At 64.6% G+C, this 17,877-nt stretch carries 20 protein-coding genes and 1 tRNA gene; 18 read left to right on the plus strand and 3 right to left on the minus strand.

Going from position 1 to position 17,877, the window contains the following annotated elements:
* Positions 1-106 precede the first annotated feature (106 nt).
* The 10 genes from G4223_RS16125 (at position 107) to G4223_RS16170 (ending at position 8,751) form a co-directional block, all read left to right on the plus strand.
* Positions 107-358 (plus strand): DUF6489 family protein, encoded by a 252-nt coding sequence (locus G4223_RS16125; RefSeq protein ID WP_163681872.1) that lies wholly within the window; start codon positions 107-109, stop codon positions 356-358.
* A 2-nt stretch (positions 359-360) separates the two neighbouring features.
* Positions 361-705 carry a (2Fe-2S) ferredoxin domain-containing protein gene (locus G4223_RS16130; protein WP_163682040.1) on the plus strand — a complete coding sequence of 115 codons (345 nt, stop codon included), beginning with the start codon at positions 361-363 and terminating at the stop codon, positions 703-705.
* A gap of 83 nt (positions 706-788) precedes the next feature.
* Positions 789-2,114 carry a tRNA uridine-5-carboxymethylaminomethyl(34) synthesis GTPase MnmE gene (mnmE, locus tag G4223_RS16135; RefSeq protein WP_163681874.1) on the plus strand — a complete coding sequence of 442 codons (1,326 nt, stop codon included), beginning with the start codon at positions 789-791 and terminating at the stop codon, positions 2,112-2,114.
* Between the two features lies 1 nt (position 2,115).
* The gene (gene mnmG / locus G4223_RS16140; RefSeq protein WP_163681876.1) at positions 2,116-3,993 is read left to right on the plus strand and encodes a tRNA uridine-5-carboxymethylaminomethyl(34) synthesis enzyme MnmG; all 1,878 of its coding nucleotides are present in this window, start codon (positions 2,116-2,118) and stop codon (positions 3,991-3,993) included.
* Positions 3,994-4,060: 67 nt separating this feature from the next.
* Positions 4,061-4,678, plus strand: a complete 618-nt coding sequence (gene rsmG / locus G4223_RS16145) for a 16S rRNA (guanine(527)-N(7))-methyltransferase RsmG (RefSeq protein WP_163681878.1) — start codon at positions 4,061-4,063, stop codon at positions 4,676-4,678.
* A complete protein-coding gene (locus G4223_RS16150) occupies positions 4,659-5,474 on the plus strand; it encodes an AAA family ATPase (protein WP_163681880.1) in 816 nt (271 codons plus the stop codon). The genes rsmG and G4223_RS16150 overlap by 20 nt, the downstream gene beginning before the upstream one ends.
* A gap of 5 nt (positions 5,475-5,479) precedes the next feature.
* Positions 5,480-6,382 carry a ParB/RepB/Spo0J family partition protein gene (locus G4223_RS16155; protein ID WP_163682042.1) on the plus strand — a complete coding sequence of 301 codons (903 nt, stop codon included), beginning with the start codon at positions 5,480-5,482 and terminating at the stop codon, positions 6,380-6,382.
* A gap of 86 nt (positions 6,383-6,468) precedes the next feature.
* A complete protein-coding gene (locus tag G4223_RS16160; protein WP_163681882.1) occupies positions 6,469-6,816 on the plus strand; it encodes a hypothetical protein in 348 nt (115 codons plus the stop codon).
* Positions 6,817-6,828: 12 nt separating this feature from the next.
* Positions 6,829-7,290 (plus strand): YchJ family protein, encoded by a 462-nt coding sequence (locus G4223_RS16165; RefSeq protein WP_163681884.1) that lies wholly within the window; start codon positions 6,829-6,831, stop codon positions 7,288-7,290.
* 102 nt (positions 7,291-7,392) lie between these two features.
* Positions 7,393-8,751 carry an SGNH/GDSL hydrolase family protein gene (locus tag G4223_RS16170; RefSeq protein ID WP_163681886.1) on the plus strand — a complete coding sequence of 453 codons (1,359 nt, stop codon included), beginning with the start codon at positions 7,393-7,395 and terminating at the stop codon, positions 8,749-8,751.
* A 13-nt stretch (positions 8,752-8,764) separates the two neighbouring features.
* On the opposite strand, the gene G4223_RS16175 is transcribed toward G4223_RS16170, so the two are convergent.
* Positions 8,765-9,106: a hypothetical protein gene (locus G4223_RS16175; RefSeq protein WP_163681887.1), complete on the minus strand. Its 342-nt coding sequence runs from the start codon at positions 9,104-9,106 to the stop codon at positions 8,765-8,767.
* A gap of 283 nt (positions 9,107-9,389) precedes the next feature.
* Between G4223_RS16175 and G4223_RS16180 the strand changes: the two genes are divergently transcribed.
* Positions 9,390-10,400 carry a TerC family protein gene (locus G4223_RS16180; RefSeq protein ID WP_163681888.1) on the plus strand — a complete coding sequence of 337 codons (1,011 nt, stop codon included), beginning with the start codon at positions 9,390-9,392 and terminating at the stop codon, positions 10,398-10,400.
* Between the two features lie 66 nt (positions 10,401-10,466).
* Here the strand turns inward: G4223_RS16180 and G4223_RS16185 are convergent.
* Positions 10,467-10,541: transfer RNA gene (locus G4223_RS16185), tRNA-Gly, on the minus strand.
* A gap of 204 nt (positions 10,542-10,745) precedes the next feature.
* On the opposite strand from G4223_RS16185, the gene trxA reads away from it, so the two are divergent.
* Genes trxA through G4223_RS16205 form a run of 4 tightly spaced genes read left to right on the plus strand, consistent with a single transcriptional unit; the run spans position 10,746 to position 12,968 of the window.
* Positions 10,746-11,681 (plus strand): thioredoxin, encoded by a 936-nt coding sequence (gene trxA, locus G4223_RS16190; RefSeq protein WP_163681889.1) that lies wholly within the window; start codon positions 10,746-10,748, stop codon positions 11,679-11,681.
* Positions 11,681-12,328 (plus strand): LON peptidase substrate-binding domain-containing protein, encoded by a 648-nt coding sequence (locus G4223_RS16195; protein WP_163681890.1) that lies wholly within the window; start codon positions 11,681-11,683, stop codon positions 12,326-12,328. Before trxA ends, G4223_RS16195 begins: the two co-directional genes overlap by 1 nt.
* Before the next feature lie 11 nt (positions 12,329-12,339).
* A complete protein-coding gene (locus G4223_RS16200) occupies positions 12,340-12,537 on the plus strand; it encodes a Trm112 family protein (RefSeq protein WP_163681892.1) in 198 nt (65 codons plus the stop codon).
* Positions 12,534-12,968 (plus strand): gamma-butyrobetaine hydroxylase-like domain-containing protein, encoded by a 435-nt coding sequence (locus G4223_RS16205; protein ID WP_163681894.1) that lies wholly within the window; start codon positions 12,534-12,536, stop codon positions 12,966-12,968. The genes G4223_RS16200 and G4223_RS16205 overlap by 4 nt, the downstream gene beginning before the upstream one ends.
* On the opposite strand, the gene G4223_RS16210 is transcribed toward G4223_RS16205, so the two are convergent.
* Positions 12,969-14,228, minus strand: coding sequence for a UbiH/UbiF/VisC/COQ6 family ubiquinone biosynthesis hydroxylase (locus tag G4223_RS16210; RefSeq protein ID WP_163681897.1), 1,260 nt, complete (start codon positions 14,226-14,228; stop codon positions 12,969-12,971). It abuts the gene before it with no gap.
* 312 nt (positions 14,229-14,540) lie between these two features.
* Here G4223_RS16210 and G4223_RS16215 point away from each other — a divergent pair, with 312 nt between their 5' ends.
* The 3 genes from G4223_RS16215 to G4223_RS16225 all read left to right on the plus strand — a co-directional run bounded on the left by G4223_RS16215 (position 14,541) and on the right by G4223_RS16225 (position 17,877).
* Positions 14,541-14,879, plus strand: a complete 339-nt coding sequence (locus G4223_RS16215; protein ID WP_163681898.1) for a P-II family nitrogen regulator — start codon at positions 14,541-14,543, stop codon at positions 14,877-14,879.
* A 334-nt stretch (positions 14,880-15,213) separates the two neighbouring features.
* Positions 15,214-16,554, plus strand: coding sequence for an ammonium transporter (locus G4223_RS16220; RefSeq protein WP_163681900.1), 1,341 nt, complete (start codon positions 15,214-15,216; stop codon positions 16,552-16,554).
* A 159-nt stretch (positions 16,555-16,713) separates the two neighbouring features.
* Positions 16,714-17,877 (plus strand): aminotransferase class I/II-fold pyridoxal phosphate-dependent enzyme, encoded by a 1,164-nt coding sequence (locus G4223_RS16225; protein ID WP_338086899.1) that lies wholly within the window; start codon positions 16,714-16,716, stop codon positions 17,875-17,877.

Genomic DNA, 17,877 nt, shown 5'->3' on the forward strand with positions numbered 1-17,877 from the left:
AAGGGGGGTGCTCTTTCGGCAATTTCGGGGCTTGCTTGCGCCTTTGGGCACAAGGGCTTAGTTTGGGTCTCGCACGCCGAAACGCAACCCGTGGAAAGGCCCGGCCATGAAAATCACCGTCGACGTGGATTGCACGCCCGAGGAAGCGCGGGCTTTTCTGGGCCTGCCCGACGTCAGGCCCATGCAGGACGCCTTGATGCGGCAGATTCAGGAACGCATGACCGCGACGCTGTCGGCCATGGAGCCGGAGATCATGCTCAAGACCTGGCTGCCGGCTGGAGTACAGGGCATGGAACAGTTGCAGAAGATGTTCTGGGCCCAATTCGCCGGCGCCACCCGACGGGAGAAGAAAGAGTGAGCATGAATCCCGAGCCCTATTTTCGTCTGCACGCCTTTATCTGCACCAACCGCCGGCCCGATGGTCACAAGCGCGGTTCGTGCGCGGCCCGCGGTGCCGAGCCGTTGCGCGATTATCTCAAGGCGCGGACCAAGGAATTGGGAATCGCCGGGGTGCGGATCAACGCCGCCGGATGCCTGGACCGCTGTGAGCTGGGGCCGGTGATGGTGATCTATCCCGAGGGCATCTGGTACAATTTCCACAGCTACGAGGACATCGACGAGATCCTCGATTCCCATCTGCTCAAGGGGGGGCGGGTCGAACGGCTGATGCTGCGACCCGAGGACGGGCCGCCGCCCAAGGGCTGAGCGGAAGTTTCATGAATTCAGGCGGGGGCATCGGCGGGGAAAATCCACCGGTGCCCCTGGTGCGTTCACCGACGGAAAAGACCATGTCACACACCACCATCTTCGCCTTGGCCAGTGCCCCCGGTCGCGGGGGCGTCGCGGTGTTCCGGCTGTCGGGACCGCGTGCCGCCGAGGCGTTGCGGTCCTTGGCGGGACGCGATCTTCCGGCCCCGCGCACCGCGCAGCGGGTCAGGCTTCGCCATCGGGACGAGGATATCGACGACGGTCTGGCGCTGATGTTTCCCGCACCTCGCAGCTTCACCGGCGAGGATGTGGTGGAATTACATGTTCACGGCGGCCGGGCGGTGGCCGCCGCCTTGTCCGACGCCCTGGTGTCGCTGGGACTGGTGCCGGCCGAACCGGGAGAGTTTTCCAAGCGCGCCTTTTTGAATGGCAAGCTTGATCTGACGCGGGCCGAAGCCATCGCCGATCTGGTCGATGCCGAGACGGCGGCGCAGCGACGTCAGGCCCTGCGGCAATTGGACGGAGGTCTTGCCGCCTTGGCCGATCGCTGGCGGGCCGAATTGGTGCGGGCCATGGCGCTGATGGAAGCGGTGATCGACTTTTCCGACGAGGGCGTGCCCGATGGCCTGGTGGGCGAGGTAGGCCGGGCGGTGATGGCGCTGACGGCGGATTTGCAAAGCCATCTGGTTCAAGGACAACGCAGCGAACGGCTGCGCGACGGTATCCATATCGCCATCGTCGGCGCGCCCAATGCCGGCAAGTCCAGCTTGCTCAACCGTCTTGCCGGACGCGAGGCGGCGATCGTCAGCAGCGTTGCCGGCACCACCCGCGACGTCATCGAGGTGCATCTTGACCTGCATGGCTGGCCGGTGGTGTTGGCCGATACGGCGGGCCTGCGCGAGGCGGCCGAGGATGTGGAGGCCGAAGGCATCCGCCGCGCCCTGGCCCGTGCCGAGATGGCGGATCTCAAGCTGGCGGTATTCGACGCCAGTTTGTTGCCGGCTTGGGATGGCCCCACGCGAAGCATGGTTGACGCGGACGCCCTGGTGGTGCTCAACAAGGCGGACAAATCCACGATGGCGCTGCCGGCGGAATTGGATGGTCATCCAGTGCTGGCCCTGTCGGCGCGAACCGGAGACGGTCTGGACGGGTTGCTGTCGGTGCTGGAGCAAGAGGTTTCCACCCGCTATGCGGTGAGCGCGGCGCCGGCCCTGACGCGGGCGCGGCATCGGGCGGCGGTCGAGGACTGCCTTGCCGCGCTCGGGCGGTTCGATCCGGTGGCCGAGATCGAGTTGGCGGCCGAGGATTTGCGTCTTGCCGCCGCCGCCCTGGGCCGCATCACCGGCCGGGTGGACGTCGAGGAAATTCTGGACGTGGTGTTCCGCGAGTTCTGTATCGGAAAGTGAGATGTTTCACGTGAAACCGGATTTCGATCTTTTTGCCGACGTGGTGGTGGTCGGCGGCGGCCATGCCGGTTGTGAAGCCGCCGCCGCCGCCGCCCGCATGGGGGCCAACACGATTCTGGTGACCCAGCGTCTGGAAACGTTGGGCGAGATGTCGTGCAACCCGGCCATCGGCGGTTTGGCCAAGGGCCAGTTGGTGCGCGAGATCGACGCCCTTGACGGTCTGATGGGGCGGGCCATCGACCGCGCCGGCATCCAGTTCCGTATCCTGAACCGCAGCAAGGGTCCGGCGGTGCAGGGGCCGCGTGCCCAGGCCGACCGCAAGCTCTATCGTGCCGCCATGCGGGCGTTGCTGGATGAGACCGAGAACCTGACCCTTCTGGCCGCCACCGCCGAGGATCTGGTCGTCGAGGGCGGCCGGGTGTCGGGGGTGGTTCTGGCCGACGGCCGTAATATCCGTTGCGGCGCTGTGATCGTCACCACCGGCACCTTCCTGCGCGGAATGGTCCATTGCGGTGAAAAGACCTGGGCGGCGGGACGGGTGGGCGACGCCCCCAATTATGGCCTGTCGGCGGCGTTGGCCCGCGCCGGCTTCACCCTGGAGCGGCTGAAGACCGGCACCCCGGCGCGGCTGGATGGCCGGACCATCGACTGGGCCAGTCTGGAAATGCAGCCGGGTGACGATCCGCCGGTGCCGTTCTCCACCCTGACCGATCGCATCACCGTGCCGCAGGTGGCGTGCGGCATCACCCACACCAATGCCCGCACCCATGCCATCATCCGCGCCAATCTGCATCGGGCGCCGATGTATTCGGGGCAGATCCAAAGCGTGGGGCCGCGCTATTGCCCGTCCATCGAGGACAAGATCGTCCGTTTCGCCGACAAGGACCGCCATCAATTGTTCCTGGAACCCGAGGGGTTGGACGACCACACCGTCTATCCCAACGGCATCTCGACGTCGTTGCCGGCCGAGGTTCAGGACGAGATGATCCATTCCATCCCCGGATTGGAGCGGGTGACCATCCTGCGCCCCGGCTATGCCATCGAATACGATTTCATCGATCCCCGTGAATTGCACCGCACGCTGGAAACCCGGCGGGTAAGGGGATTGTTCCTGGCCGGCCAGATCAACGGCACTACCGGTTACGAGGAAGCCGGCGCCCAAGGTCTGTTGGCCGGCCTCAACGCCGCCTGTGTGGTGGCGGGATCGCGGCCCTTGGTGTTGGATCGGGCCGACGCCTATCTGGGGGTGATGGTCGACGATCTGGTGACCCTGGGCACCCGCGAACCCTATCGCATGTTCACCTCGCGCGCCGAATACCGGTTGCTGCTGCGCGCCGACAATGCCGATCTGCGGCTGACCCCCAAGGGTATGGAATGGGGTTGCGTCGGACGCGAGAGATCGGAACGCTTCCGCGACAAATCCGCCGCCCTTGATCATGGCCGGCAACTTCTGTCGGAGTTGAAGGCGTCGCCCAACGTGCTGCGCGGTCATGGCTTCGAGGTCAACCAGGACGGGGTGGTGCGCAGCGCCTGGGACTTGCTGGCCTATCCCGATATCGATCTGGGACGTCTGGCCGGACTGTGGCCGCAATTGGCGGGCTTTGCCCCGGCGGTGGCCGAGCAGTTGCAAATCGAAGGTACCTACCGGGCCTATCTGGCCCGTCAGGATGCCGACATCCGGGCCTATCGCCGCGACGAGGATCTGGTCATTCCCGACGATCTGGATTACGACACCATCGGTTCCCTGTCCAACGAAGTGCGGCAAAAGCTGAAGACCGCGCGGCCAGAGACCCTGGCCGATGCCGGACGCATTCCCGGCATGACCCCGGCGGCGCTGACCGCGCTGTTGGGGCACGTCAAAAAGCAGAGCGTGGCCTGAATCCACATATGGTGTTTAATCCACATATGGTGTTTCACGTGAAACAACACACAAGAGGGGAAGGGGGATGACCCCGGACGAATTCCAAGCCAAAACCGCCGTTTCACGTGAAACCATGGAACGGCTGCGCGCCTATGCCGAGGTGCTGGTCAAGTGGCAGGCCCGGATCAATCTGGTGGGGCCGGATACCATCCCCAACCTGTGGCAGCGGCATTTCCTCGATTCCGCCCAGGTTTTCCCCATCCTTCCACCGAATATCCACAGACTTGTCGACATGGGCTGCGGGGCCGGTTTCCCCGGTCTGGTGCTGGCGATAATGGGGGTGCCCGAGGTCCACCTGATCGAATCCGACCAGCGCAAATGCGCCTTCCTGCGCGAGGCGGCGCGGGTGACCGGCACGTCCGTCACCATCCACAACGGCCGAATCGAACAGGTGGCGCCGGTGGCGGCCGATTTGGTGACGGCCCGTGCCCTGGCGCCGCTGGAAAAATTGCTGGATTGGGCCGAACGACACCTGTTGCCGGAAGGTCACTGCGTCTTCCTAAAGGGTAGGGGAGTGGAAGACGAATTGACCGTGGCGGCCAAAGAATGGAATATCACCTGCGAGCGGTTCCCCTCTTTGACGGACCCCTCGGCAACAATCCTCCACCTGAAAGAGGTTCGCCGTGGTCGAGCACAGCTCTAGCAGCGCCCCCACGAAGCCCGCGCGCATTATCGCCATCGCCAACCAGAAGGGCGGGGTGGGAAAGACCACCACCACCATCAATCTGGCTACCGCCATGGCGGCGACCAAGAAAAAGGTGCTGATCATCGACCTGGACCCCCAGGGCAATGCCAGCACCGGTCTTGGCATCGACCGGTCTGCCCGCGCGGTCAATTCCTATCATGTGCTGATCGGCGAGGCGCAACTGGCCGAAACCGTCCTGCCCACCGATATTCCCGGGCTTTCTTTGGTGCCGTCCGGCGTCGATTTGTCGGGCGCCGAGATCGAGCTGGTGGAAATGGAACGGCGCGAGCAGCGTCTGGCCGAAGCGCTGGGCACCATCGGTTCCTATGATTACGTGCTGATCGATTGTCCGCCGTCCCTGAACCTCTTGACGGTCAACGCCCTGGTGGCGGCGCATGCGGTGATGGTGCCGCTGCAATGCGAGTTCTTCGCGCTGGAAGGCATCAGCCATCTGGTGCAAACCATCGAACGTGTCCGGCAGGCGCTCAATCCCGAGCTCGAGCTTCAAGGCATCGTGCTGACCATGTTCGACAAGCGCAACAACTTGTCGGAAATGGTCGCCGCCGACGTGCGCGAGTTTTTCGGCGACAAGGTCTACAAGACGGTGATCCCGCGCAACGTTCGCATTTCCGAGGCGCCGTCGCACGGCAAGCCGGTTCTGATCTACGACGTCAAATGCACCGGGTCCGAAGCCTATATCCATCTGGCCTCGGAGGTGTTGAAGCGTGAACGCAAGTTGAAGGCAGCAGGGTGATCAAGGTGGCAGAGGAAAAGCGTCGTAATCTGGGTCGCGGCCTGTCCGCGTTGTTGGGTGATTCGGGTGTGGCCGCCGCCGCCTCGGTCGCCGCCACGCCGGCCGTGTCCAACAATACTGCCCGCGGCCTGCGGACCCTGGCGGTGTCGCAGCTTCGGCCCGGAAAATTCCAGCCGCGTCGCCAGTTCGAGGAAGAGGCCATCGCCGATCTGGTGGAATCGGTCCGCGAGAAGGGCATCCTTCAGCCTATCCTGGTCCGTCCCGTCGATGGCGGCTTCGAGATCATCGCCGGCGAGCGCCGCTGGCGCGCCGCCCAGCGGGCACAATTGCACGAAGTGCCGGTGATCATCCGCGAGTTCTCCGACAAGGAAGCGCTTGAGGTCGCGCTGGTGGAAAACCTCCAGCGTCAGGACCTGTCGCCGCTGGAAGAGGCCGACGGTTACCGCCGGCTGGTCGAGGAGTTCAGCCACACCCAGGAAGAGCTGGCCAAGGCGGTGGGCAAGTCGCGCAGCCACGTGGCCAACATGATGCGCCTTTTGGCGCTGCCCGATCCCATCAAGGCCATGGTCGAGGCCAAGCAGATTTCCGCCGGCCACGCCCGCGCCCTGCTGACCGCCGACGATCCGGTGACGCTGGCGCGTGAGGTGGTGGACAAGCAACTGAACGTGCGCCAGACGGAAAAGCTGGCCGCGGGTGAGAGCAAGGGCAAGGCGCCGTCCGCCGCCCGTCCGTCCGCCGCCCAGCATCGCGACGCCGACACCGCCGCCCTTGAACGCGACCTGGCGGAAATGCTGGGGGTCAAGGTGAGCCTCAAGCCGCTGGGCAAGGGCGGCGAGCTGACCATCCATTACGGCAGCCTGGAACAACTGGATGACATCCTGGCGCGATTGGGTAATGGTGAACGCTGAGGGAAATTGAAACCAAGAACACGGGCGGCCATCGTGCCGTCCGTCTTTTGTCCATAAGGTCACACCGCTGCTGTGGGGGAAGTGGGATGCCCGATGATGCGTCGTTGGATATGCTTTTCGACCGGATTCCGCCCGAAGTGGTGGAAACCTTCACACCCGCCCAACGAGCGGCATTGTGGAGCGCGGTGAAGCCGGTCAGCTGGCGCCGTCATCCGGTCAACATCCGCCTGTCCTTTCCGATCATCGGCGGCCGTTTCTTCCTGACGGTGGTGGGGGGGCCGGAAAAGCGCTCGATAGAGCGGCGAAGCCGCGAACGGCGCATGTTTCCCTTGCGCACCATCGGCAACATCCTTTTTCTTCTCGGCATCGGCGCCGCGTTCTATGTCATCGCGGTGCTGGGCCTTGTCGTTTTCTCCAACCTGATCGAATTCTGAGGATTTGCTCACATGACTTCCTGTCCCTGCGGTTCCGGTCGCGGTTTCGACGATTGCTGCGGCCCGTTGCTGGCCGGTGCCGCGCCTTCCTCGCCGGAAGCGTTGATGCGGTCGCGCTATACCGCCTTCACCCGTGCCGATCTCGACTATCTGGAAACCACCCTGGCGCCCGAGGCCAAGGAGGATTACGACCGCGCCGAGACCGAAACCTGGGTCAAGGAAGCCAAGTGGGACGGCCTGGAAATCCGCTCGACCGAAGATGATCAAGTGGAGTTCGTCGCCCGCTACAAGTTCCGGGGCAAGGTGTTCGCCCATCACGAACTGGCGTCGTTCCGCCAGCACGAGGGGCGCTGGATGTATGTGGACGGCGTCATGAATCCGCGTCCGACCCAACGCGCCGTGGAAAAGGTTGGCCGCAACGATCCGTGCCCGTGCGGTTCAGGCAAGAAGTTCAAGAAGTGCTGCGGCGCCTGACTGTTTTCTGACCCCGTGCGCCGGGTGGCCTTATCCTGATGCCTGGAAGCCGGGCGCCAGGAGAATATCAGGCCGTCCGGCGCCATTTTTTTGGGACGATCCATGACCTCCTCGTCTTCTCCCCAGCTTCGTCACCCCCGTCTGGTGCTGGCCGTCGCCTTGATTCTTGGCGTCGCGGTCATGCTGGGCCTGTTGGAACTGGGGCTGCGGCTGGTGGCGCCCTATGGCGTGGTCAGCGTCGGCTGGAGCACCAGCGGCAACGGCCGACTGTATGGCTGGGGGTTCGACGGCGGCGAAATGCAGGTGGTGCGTGACGCCGACAGCGGGCAACTGTACCTGAACCGCGCCAATCCCCGTGGCTGGCGCGACCTGCCCCGTTCGTTCGACAAGCCGGACGGGGTGTTCCGCGTGCTGGTCTTGGGCGATTCCAACATCTTCGGGTATCTGGTGCCGGCGGACAAGACCGTCACCCACCAGCTCGAGGACAAGCTGAACGCCCAAGGAATCAAGGCCGAGGTCATCAACCTGTCCTATTCCGGTTGGGGCACCGACCAGGAAGTCGAAGCACTGCGTCTGGAAGGCATGCGCTATCGTCCCGACGTGGTGGTTCTGCACGTCACCGGCAACGATTTCGTCGACAATTTCCACTGGCAACTGGATGGCAAGTTCGGCCGCCGCCGGCCGTTCTATTACCGTGTCGGCGCCGATGGCGAGGCCGAACGCCAGCCCAATCCCAACTACAAAATTCCGACCAATACCCGGATCAAGGAATTCTGGTTCCGCCATTCGGAACTGGTCAAACGGGTCTACACCGGATGGAAGACCTTCCTGGCCCTCAGGAAGTCGAAATACGAATTGTCGCGGGGACAGGTGGAACTGATCGGCTATTACCTGGGACAGGATGCCCAGGCGCCGATCATGGTGGATCTGGCCGCGCTTGTCGATCGCCAGGGCGTGACCGAGGAGCAATTGGCGGAGCTGGCCATGCGCCATGGCTTGAACGACGAGCAGCGTGAAACCGTGCTGCGCATGGCCGAACGGGTGAATTCCCAGGAAGGCTCGATGCAAAGCCTGTACAAGGCCAGGATGGAAATCGCCGCCCCACATTGGCAGCTTTTCGCCGCCCTGGTCCGTGCCGCCAAGGCTGAAGCGGGGCGGGGCGGAGCCAAGCTGTTGCTGTCCACCGATGTGGACGAGGGCCGCTGGACGCGGGAAATGTTCTGGCACAACGTCGAGCCCAGCTCCGAGGCCAAGCAGCGCTATTTCGCCCTTAACGACGATCTGCGCCGTCTGGCCGCCGAAACCGATGTCGGCTTCGTCGAGCCGCTGTTGCCGGCGCCGCGAGCCCGCAACGACGCCCATCCCACGGTTGCCGGCAACGCCGCCATCGCCGAAAACATCCTGACGGCGTTGAAGACCCAAGGGTTGCTGCCAGTGGAATTGGTGCCAGTGGGGAAATAATCCCTCCGGCGGTTCAGGCCCGCAGGTTTTCCGGTGATTCGAACCCCAGTTCGCGGGCTTCGGCGTCGAACGCTTCGCGATAAAGCGGATAGGCGGCGGTCTTGGTCATGGTTTCGCCGGTCATGGAATTGGTATAGGGGCCGCGCACCAAAAGCGGATGGGCCGCCTTGTTGGGGCAACGGTCGCCTTCGGCGATCAACGCCTTGATCTGGGCCGACAATCCGGCGGCGTGACAGGCGTCCAGATCGGCCTCGCGTTGCATTTCCTCGATTTCCGCCCGCAATTCCGCATTTTCGTCACGCAGGCGTTCAAGCTCGGCGCGCAGTTCGGTCAGTTCGAATTCAGTGGCGGTCATGCAATCGGCTCCTGCGAAAAGCTGGTCCCACAAAAATACGGGCGAAAAACGAACGGCCGGGCATGACGCCCGGCCTCGTGTCGTTCATTCGCCCGTACCACGGGAAACAGGAAAGAAGGTCTTGGTCCTTTATTCCTGAGACCCACCATACGCCGCCCGACCCTGGCCGTCAAACATCCCGCGAACTGATAATTTTTTCTGATCAAAAGCATCCGATGGCTGGATTTCCAGCCTTTCACCGGCGGGCCTATTGTCAGAGTATCCATTTTCGACCGGGTGCCTCATGGATTGGATCGTCGATTTCCTGATGACGCCGTTTCTGGGAAAGGCTGTTTGGGCTTGGCTGGTGTTCCTGGGGCTGGTGGGCTTCCTGATGGTGCTGGACCTGGGCGTCCTGCACCGCCCCGACCCGGTCACCGGCCGCCGCCGCGAGATCGAGGTGGGCGAAAGCCTGGTGCTCAGTGCCGGATACATGACGGTCGGCGTCGCTTTCGGCGGCTGGGTCTGGCACGTCATGGGGCGCGAGGCCGGCATCACCTATCTGACCGGCTTCGTGGTGGAAAAAAGCCTGGCGCTCGACAACATCTTCGTCATCTCGCTGATCTTCACCGCCTTGGCGGTGCCGCGCATGCACCAGCACCGGGTACTGTTCTGGGGCATCCTGGGGGTGATCGTGCTGAGGGGGCTGATGATCGGTTTCGGCACCGCGCTGGTGGACCGCTTCCATTGGATCTTGTGGCTGTTCGGTGCCTTCCTGGCGATCACCGGGATCAAGATGTTGCTGACGCGGGGCGGCGACGATGCCCCCGACGTGGCCGCCAATCCGGTTTTGTGTTTCCTGCGCCGGCACATGCGGGTGACCGAGCATTTGCATGGCGACCGCTTCATGGTGCGCCAGCCCGACGCGCAGGGACGCCTGCGCTGGTGGGCGACGCCCTTGCTGCTCAGTCTGGTGGTGGTGGAACTTGCCGACATCGTTTTCGCGGTGGACAGCGTGCCGGCGGTCCTGGCCATCACCACCGACCCTTACATCGTCTACACCTCGAACATCTTCGCCATTCTGGGGCTGCGGGCGCTGTATTTCGCCCTGGCCGCCATGATGCACCGTTTCGTCTATCTCAAGGTGGCGCTGGCGCTGATCCTGGTGTTCATCGGCGGCAAGATCTTCTGGGCGCAATGGGTCGGCAAGCCCGACCCGGCCATCGGCCTTGGCGTCACCATAGCCTTGATCGCTGGCGGTATCGGCGCCTCCTTGTGGCGTACCCGCAAGCTGGCGGCGAATGGGGAAAACTGAGAATGGGGCTGGAAAACGAAAAAGCCGCCAAACGGCGGCTTTTCTTTCGGCTCTCCGAAGAGAGATTGGAGCGGGCGAAGGGATTCGAACCCTCGACCCCAACCTTGGCAAGGTTGTGCTCTACCCCTGAGCTACGCCCGCTTCCTGGCGTGTTCTCCGTGGCTTGGCGCCGTGGAGGACCGGATAAATACGGGAAAGGATGGGGGGGCGCAAGCCCTTTTTTTCACTTTCGCGCATTTTGTCCCGGCGGATCGGCGCGGCTTGTGGCGGATGGGCTTTGGCCCTTGCCAGCCGCATTATCCCGGTCCATCTATTGCGGGTCGAACTTCATCGGGAACGGATGACATGGACCTGATCTTTGGTTCCGGGGCCAAGCCCGCCGCTGCTGGCACCCCTGCCGGCGACCTTGTCAAGGACGGCTCGGCCGCCACTTTCGCCGCCGACGTGATCGAAGCGTCGCTCAAGGGCCCGGTGATCGTCGATTTCTGGGCTACCTGGTGCGGCCCGTGCAAACAGCTTGGCCCGATGCTGGAAAAGCTGGTGCGTGAAATGCGCGGCGCGGTGCGCATGGTGAAGATCGACGTGGACAAGGAACAGGCCCTGGCCGCGCAATTGCGCATCCAGTCGGTGCCCACCGTCTACGCCTTCAAGGATGGCCGCCCGGTCGACGGCTTCACCGGCGCCCAGCCGGAAAGCCAGTTGCGGGCCTTCCTGCAACGCCTGACCAGCGGCGGTGGTGCCGGTGCCCAGCCCAGCCTGGACGACATCATCGTCGAGGCCAAGCAATTGCTGGCCGACGGCGATGCCGAGACCGCCGCCGCCGCTTTCCAGCAGGTGCTGGCCGAGGACCCGGCCAACGCCGCGGCCATGGCCGGGCTGTTGCGCTCGCTGTTGGTCCTGGGCGACGCCGAGACCGTGCGCCAGATGTTGCCGCACCTGTCCCCCGAGATGCTGAAGAACGCCGAGATCGCCGCGGTCAAGACGGCGCTCGACCTGCAAGAGGCCGCAGCCGCCAGCGCCGGCCAAAGCGCCGATTTGCGGCGCCGCTTGGCCGCCGACGCCGACGACCATCAGGCGCGACTGGATCTGGCCTTGGCCTATTACGGTGCCGGAGAGGCGGAAGCGGCGGTGGACGAATTGCTGGAGCTGTTCCGGCGTGACCGCGCCTGGAACGACGAAGCGGCCCGCAAACAGCTTCTCAAGCTGTTCGAGGCCCTTGGTCCCACCCATCCGCTGACGGTGTCGAGCCGGCGGCGGCTGTCGGCCTTGCTGTTTTCGTGATGACCGGCGCCGAGCTGCCGCGCGTCGTTCCGGTGTTCGCCATCTCGGGCGCCCTGTTGCTGCCCGGCGCGCGGCTGCCGCTGACGGTGTTCGAGCCGCGCTATCTGGCGCTGATGGATGATTGCCTGGGGGCCGGACGGCTGTTCGCCCTGGTCCAGCCATCGGCGCCGGACGTCGTCACCGGCGGTGCGGTGGACGGCCTTCATGCCGTCGGCACCCTGGCCCGCGTCACCGCCTTTGGCGAGACCGGCGACGGCCGTTACGTGGTCACCGCCTTGGGGATAACCCGTTTCCGTCTGGCCGGCGAGGTCGAGGGGCGTTCGGGCTATCGCCGGGTGGTGGCCGAGTATGGACCTTACGTGGCCGATCTGGCGCCGTCCGCGCCGACATCGGGCGTCGATCGCCACCGTTTGAGGGCGGCGGTGGGGGGCTATCTCGGCCGTCAGGGCGTGGCGCTTGATCTGGCCAAGCTGGATGGCGCCAGCGATGCCGAGATGGTTTCCGCCCTGGCCATGGCCGCGCCGCTCAGTCCCGCGGAAAAGCAGGTGTTGCTCGAAGCCTTGGATGTGGCCGAGCGCGCCGACATGATGATCGCCATGTTCGAAATGGCGCTGTTGACCGAAACCAGCTCCGGCTTGCTGCATTAGGAGGGATTCCCATGACCGACCGTGTTCCCGGCATCGATACCAAGCTGTTGGAAATCCTGCGCGCGCCGGGCACCCACGCGCCGCTTCGTTATGACTCGGATCATAACGAACTGGTGGACGACCAGGCTGGCCTGGCCTATCCCATCCGTGACGGCATTCCGATCATGCTGCCCGACGAGGCGCGGCAGGTGGGTGGGGACAAGGCGTGAGCCAGTCCGAAGGCCGCCCGGTTCCGGTCGAGATCAAGGTCCGCAAGGCGGAAAAGCGTCTTGACGTCAGCTTCGACGACGGCGCCGCCTTTTCGCTCAGCGCCGAATTGCTGCGGGTGGAAAGTCCTTCGGCCGAGGTCCAGGGTCATGGCCCCGGCCAGAAGACCCTGGTGGCCGGACGCCAGCACGTGGCCATCATCGGTGCCGAGCCGGTGGGGAATTACGCCATCAAGCTGGTGTTCGACGACCTGCACGACAGCGGCATCTACACCTGGGACTACCTGTATTGGCTGGGCCTGAACCAGGACCGGGTGTGGGCGGATTATCTGGCGGCCCTGACGGCGGCGGGCAAGCACCGCGACCCGGCCCTCAATCCCCCCGATCCGCCCAAGCACTTGTGCGGGGGCGACCATGGCGGCGGGTGTGGCTGATTAAAGTCTTTCGCCCCGCATCAGCCGGGGCAGGTCGCCGACCACCCCCATGGCGTGCTTCATGAAGAAACGCTTGGTGTCGGGCATGGCCTGGACCGCGGCCAACCCAAGGTCGCGGGCCAGTTTCAGCGGGCCGAAATCGTTGCTGAACAGCCGTACCAGGACGTCGGTCAGCCCCAACATCAACATGTTGTCGAACCGCCGCCAGCGTTGATAGCGCTCCAGCACCTGGGGACTTCCGACATCCAGGCCCAGACGGCGGGCGTCGACCATCACCTCGACCAGGGCGGCGACGTCGCGGACGCCCATGTTCATGCCTTGACCGGCCACCGGATGCATGCCGTGCGCGGCGTCGCCGACCAGGGCCAGACGGCGGTCGATGGCGCGGTCGGCGATCTGAAGGGTCAGCGGGTAATGGAAGCGCGGCCCATCCAGCGCGATGTCGCCCAGGATGTCGCCGAAGCGGGTGCGCAATTCGTCAAGGAAGCCGGGATCGTCCTGGTTCACGATGGCGTCGGCAAGATGCAGCCGTTCCGTCCACACGATCGAGGAACGGTGGGGATGTTCCGCGCTGCCGCGCATGGGCAGGATGGCGAACGGCCCGCTGGGCAGGAAGTGTTCGTGCGCCACGCCGTCATGGGGCTTTTCGTGCGCCACCGTGCAGACGATGCCCGATTGATGGTAGTCGAAGCGCCGGATGCCGATGCCGGCGCCCTTGCGGGTGGGCGACGGCCGTCCGTCGGCGGCGATCACCAGATCGGTCCGCAACTCCCGGCCGTCGGCCAGGGTGACGGTGGCGCCGACGGCGCCACGGTCCACCGCCTGTGCCCGCGCCGGCGCCAGGACATGGGCCTTGGGCAATTGCGCCAACCGTTGGTAAAGACCGCGCCGGATGGTGGTGTTCTCGACGATCCAGCCGAAGGGCTGGTCGCCCAGGGCGGTGTGGTCGTAATGCAGGAACAGCGGCGATGCGCCGTCGGTGACGCGGATTTCCAGGATCGGCTGGGCCTCGTCGGCCATGAAGGTCCAGGCGCCGGCCCCCTCGAACACCCGTTGCGCCGACAGCGCCACGGCGATGGAACGGCCATCGGTTCCCGGCTGGGCCAACCTGGCCGGATCGCTTGCCTCGACCAGGGCGACCTCGAGACCGGCGCCGGCCAGACAACAGGCGGTCAGCGCGCCGGCCGGGCCGCCGCCGATGATGACGGCGTCGAAACGGGAGGGAAAGGGCGATGTCGGGATGTCTTCGGTGTCGGCCATGTTCAAGATGTGCCATTCTGAGGCCGCCGACGCAAGGGCTCCGACCAAAAGCCCAGCACGCCACGGAAACAGGCAATGCGTGCACGACTCCGCTTATGTTTTAAGCAATGCCGTCGCCGGATCGGGTGGTTGAAGCGCAGGAAACGGCGACCAAGGGCGGAAAGGGCGTTTCGGCACGGCTCTTGAAAGAGAAGCCATACGCGGAGGATCGCAAGGGAGTTTGCGACCAGATCAACCGGCGGATGTCCGATCGTGCCTGACCTCGGGTCAGACGCGCGCCGAGGCACCGCCCATAATTCATGGGGACCACAGATGAAGCTGATCATGGCCATCATCAAGCCCTTCAAGCTGGACGAGGTGCGCGAGGCGCTGACTCCGCTGGGCGTCCAAGGCCTGACCGTGAGCGAGGTCAAGGGTTTCGGCCGGCAAAAGGGACAGACCGAGATTTATCGCGGTGCCGAATACGTCGTGAACTTCCTGCCCAAGGTGAAGATCGAGGTGGTGGTCAACGACGACATCGCCGACCGTGTCATCGAGGCGATCCAAACCTCCGCCCGGACCGGCAAGATCGGCGACGGCAAGCTGTTCATGCTCGACGTCGCCCAGGTCTATCGCATCCGTACGGGCGAAACCAACGCCGACGCGCTGTAGACCGAAAGAGGTTCGGCGATCCGCCGTTTTCGAAGGGGGCTCCACACTTCACATTTCCCCCTCCATGTTTTTGCGTCTGGGCCCGGGATTTCCCGGGCCTTTTTTTGTCTGTCGCCGGCATCCATGCCTTGAATCGCGGCAGTCGTCATAGGGGCTGCTTATTTTTGCATCATTGCTTCGGCGGTATCTCAGGCGGAGTGCGTGCTTTGCCGCCACGGTCCGGTTGGCACGCTTCTTGTTTAGGAAGGGGTGTGCCGGCCCAGGTGTCCTTATCCTCCCAAAAGGCCCTGGGTCCGGCCTCAGGTCAAATGTCCGAGCCGTTCGGGGGTTACCCATGATCCATCATCGTCTCAAGAGCTTCGCCGCCGCCGCGCTTCCGGCCGCCGCGACCATGCTGGCCGCTTCGGCCGCCTGGGCTCAGGAAGCCGCCGAGGCGGCGCCCGCCGCGCCGGCGATCGACACCGGCAACACCGCCTGGATGCTGGTCTCCACCGCCCTGGTGCTGATGATGACCATCCCCGGTCTGGCCCTGTTCTATGGCGGCATGGTGCGCAAGAAGAACGTGCTGGGCGTGATGATGCAAAGCTTCGCCATCGCCGCGCTGGCTTCGGTCCTGTGGATGGTGATCGGCTATTCCCTGGCCTTCACCGGCACCAGCCCCTATATCGGCGGCCTTGACCGCCTGTTCCTGGACGGCATCGGCAAGGAAACCCTGTCCGGGACCATCCCGGAATCGGTCTTCGCCATGTTCCAGATGACCTTCTTCATCATTACCCCGGCCCTGATCACCGGCGCCTTCGCCGATCGCATGAAGTTCTCGGCCATGCTGGTGTTCATGACGTTGTGGATGCTGTTGGTCTATGCCCCGATCTGCCATTGGGTGTGGTCGCTCGATGCCAACGGTGCCGCGCTCGGCTTCCTGGGGGCCATGGGCGCGCTCGACTTCGCCGGCGGTACGGTGGTGCACATCAACGCCGGTGTCGCCGGTCTGGTGGCGTGTCTGGTGATCGGTCCACGCAAGGGCTTCGGCACCGACAACATGGCGCCGCACAACCTGACCCTGTCGGTGGTCGGCGCCTCGCTGTTGTGGGTGGGCTGGTTCGGCTTCAACGCCGGTTCGGCGGTGGCCGCCGACGGCCGTGCCGGCATGGCCATGCTGGTGACCCAGATCGCCGCCGCCGCCGCCGCCCTGTCGTGGATGTTCGCCGAATGGATCCTGCGCAAGAAGCCGTCGATCCTGGGCATCGTCTCGGGCGCCGTCGCCGGTCTGGTGGCCATCACCCCGGCCGCCGGCTTCGTCGATCCCAAGGGCGCGTTGATCATCGGCCTGGTGTCCGGCGTGGTCTGCTTCTGGGGCGCCACCACCCTCAAGCACGCGCTCAAGTATGACGACTCGCTCGACGCCTTCGGCGTGCACGGCATCGGCGGCGTGATCGGCGCCATCCTGACCGGCGTGTTCGCGGTCGAAGGCATCGGCGGTACCGCCGGTCTTCTGGAAGGCAATGCCGGCCAGGTGCTGACCCAATTCTATGCGGTGGCGATCACCGTCGCCTACACCGCCATCGTCAGCTTCATCCTGCTCAAGCTGGTGGATCTGGTGATGGGCTTGCGGGTGTCGGCCGAAGAGGAGCGCGAAGGCCTGGACCTCGCGCTGCATGGAGAGACCGTTCACTGATTGAAATCCCTCCGGCACGGGGGATAAGCGGGAAGGGGGCACGGCCGCGAGGTCGTGTCCCCTTTCTTTTTGTACGGCCCAGCGGGCGCACATCTTCCTTGGGCCTGTCCCCGCAAATCGGGTAGAACATCTGGCGATCAAAGCTTGCCGGGGACCAAGGTGAACGACCGTCTCAACCTTTTGACCGATTATCCTTTCCAGCGCCTGACCGACCTTTTGGGCGGACCGGCGACGCCGGAAAGCGTCGTCATGTCCATTGGCGAGCCCCAGCACGCGCCGCCGGCCCTGGTGGCGCGCATCCTGGCCGACAAGGCCGGGCTGTGGGGCAAGTATCCGCCGGCCAACGGGTCCCCGGATTTCCGTCAGGCGGTGGCGCAATGGCTGACCCGGCGTTTCAAGCTGCCCGAGGGCATGGTCGATGCCGAGCGCATGGTGCTGCCGGTGGCCGGCACCCGTGAAGCGCTCTATCTGATCGCCCAGACGGTGGTGAATCCGGTCGAGGGCGGGGAAAAGCCGCTGGTGCTGCTGCCCAACCCGTTCTATCAGGTCTATGTGGGCGCGGCGATCATGGCCGGTGCCGAGCCGGTGTTCGTTCCCGGGGCCGCGGGTCCCGCCTCGCAGCCCGATTTCTCGACCCTGCCCGAGGAAATCCTGGCCCGCACCCAGTTGGCCTATCTGTGCAGTCCGGCCAATCCGCAAGGATCGGTGGCCGATCTCGAACTGCTCAAGCGCACGGTGTCGCTGGCCCGCAAATACGGTTTCGTGCTGGCCATGGACGAATGTTATTCGGAAATCTGGGACAAGGTGGAACCGGCCGGCGCGCTTGAAGCCTGTGCCGCCCTGGGCGGATCGGTGGACAACGTTCTGGTGTTCCATTCGCTGTCCAAACGTTCCAGCGCGCCGGGCCTGCGTTCGGGCTTCGTCGCCGGCGATCCCAAGGTCATGGCCGCGTTCGGCCGGGTGCGTTCCTATGGCGGCGCCGCGACGCCCCTGCCCATTGTCGCCGTCGCCGCCGCCTTGTGGCGTGACGAAACCCATGTCGAGGAAAACCGCGCCCTTTACCGGACCAAGATGGATATGGCCGAACGCCTGTTGGGCGGTCGTCCCGGTTTCGCCCGTCCCCAAGGCGGCTTTTTCCTGTGGCTGGACGTGGGCGACGGCGAGAACGCGGCGGTGGAATTGTGGCGACAGGCCAAGATCCGCGTCCTGCCCGGCAAATATCTGGCTCGCGACGGCGTGGGCGACCGTTATGTCCGTATCGCCCTGGTCCACGACCTGGAACAGACCGAACAGGCGCTGACCCGCATCAAGGAAATCCTTTAA

The sequence above is a fragment of the Magnetospirillum aberrantis SpK genome (assembly GCF_011022235.1).
In the GTDB taxonomy this organism is placed as follows: Bacteria; Pseudomonadota; Alphaproteobacteria; order Rhodospirillales; family Magnetospirillaceae; genus Magnetospirillum; species Magnetospirillum aberrantis.

Excerpts from the sequence above, each read along its gene's own strand:
- G4223_RS16125 (WP_163681872.1), top strand. The coding sequence starts at position 107 with ATGAAAATCACCGTCGACGTGGATTGCACGCCCGAGGAAGCGCGGGCT.
- G4223_RS16130 (WP_163682040.1), top strand. The coding sequence starts at position 361 with ATGAATCCCGAGCCCTATTTTCGTCTGCACGCCTTTATCTGCACCAAC.
- mnmE (WP_163681874.1), top strand. The coding sequence starts at position 789 with ATGTCACACACCACCATCTTCGCCTTGGCCAGTGCCCCCGGTCGCGGG.
- mnmG (WP_163681876.1), top strand. The coding sequence starts at position 2,116 with ATGTTTCACGTGAAACCGGATTTCGATCTTTTTGCCGACGTGGTGGTG.
- rsmG (WP_163681878.1), top strand. The coding sequence starts at position 4,061 with ATGACCCCGGACGAATTCCAAGCCAAAACCGCCGTTTCACGTGAAACC.
- G4223_RS16160 (WP_163681882.1), top strand. The coding sequence starts at position 6,469 with ATGCCCGATGATGCGTCGTTGGATATGCTTTTCGACCGGATTCCGCCC.
- G4223_RS16165 (WP_163681884.1), top strand. The coding sequence starts at position 6,829 with ATGACTTCCTGTCCCTGCGGTTCCGGTCGCGGTTTCGACGATTGCTGC.
- G4223_RS16170 (WP_163681886.1), top strand. The coding sequence starts at position 7,393 with ATGACCTCCTCGTCTTCTCCCCAGCTTCGTCACCCCCGTCTGGTGCTG.
- G4223_RS16175 (WP_163681887.1), bottom strand. The coding sequence starts at position 9,106 with ATGACCGCCACTGAATTCGAACTGACCGAACTGCGCGCCGAGCTTGAA.
- G4223_RS16180 (WP_163681888.1), top strand. The coding sequence starts at position 9,390 with ATGGATTGGATCGTCGATTTCCTGATGACGCCGTTTCTGGGAAAGGCT.
- trxA (WP_163681889.1), top strand. The coding sequence starts at position 10,746 with ATGGACCTGATCTTTGGTTCCGGGGCCAAGCCCGCCGCTGCTGGCACC.
- G4223_RS16195 (WP_163681890.1), top strand. The coding sequence starts at position 11,681 with ATGACCGGCGCCGAGCTGCCGCGCGTCGTTCCGGTGTTCGCCATCTCG.
- G4223_RS16200 (WP_163681892.1), top strand. The coding sequence starts at position 12,340 with ATGACCGACCGTGTTCCCGGCATCGATACCAAGCTGTTGGAAATCCTG.
- G4223_RS16210 (WP_163681897.1), bottom strand. The coding sequence starts at position 14,228 with ATGGCCGACACCGAAGACATCCCGACATCGCCCTTTCCCTCCCGTTTC.
- G4223_RS16215 (WP_163681898.1), top strand. The coding sequence starts at position 14,541 with ATGAAGCTGATCATGGCCATCATCAAGCCCTTCAAGCTGGACGAGGTG.
- G4223_RS16220 (WP_163681900.1), top strand. The coding sequence starts at position 15,214 with ATGATCCATCATCGTCTCAAGAGCTTCGCCGCCGCCGCGCTTCCGGCC.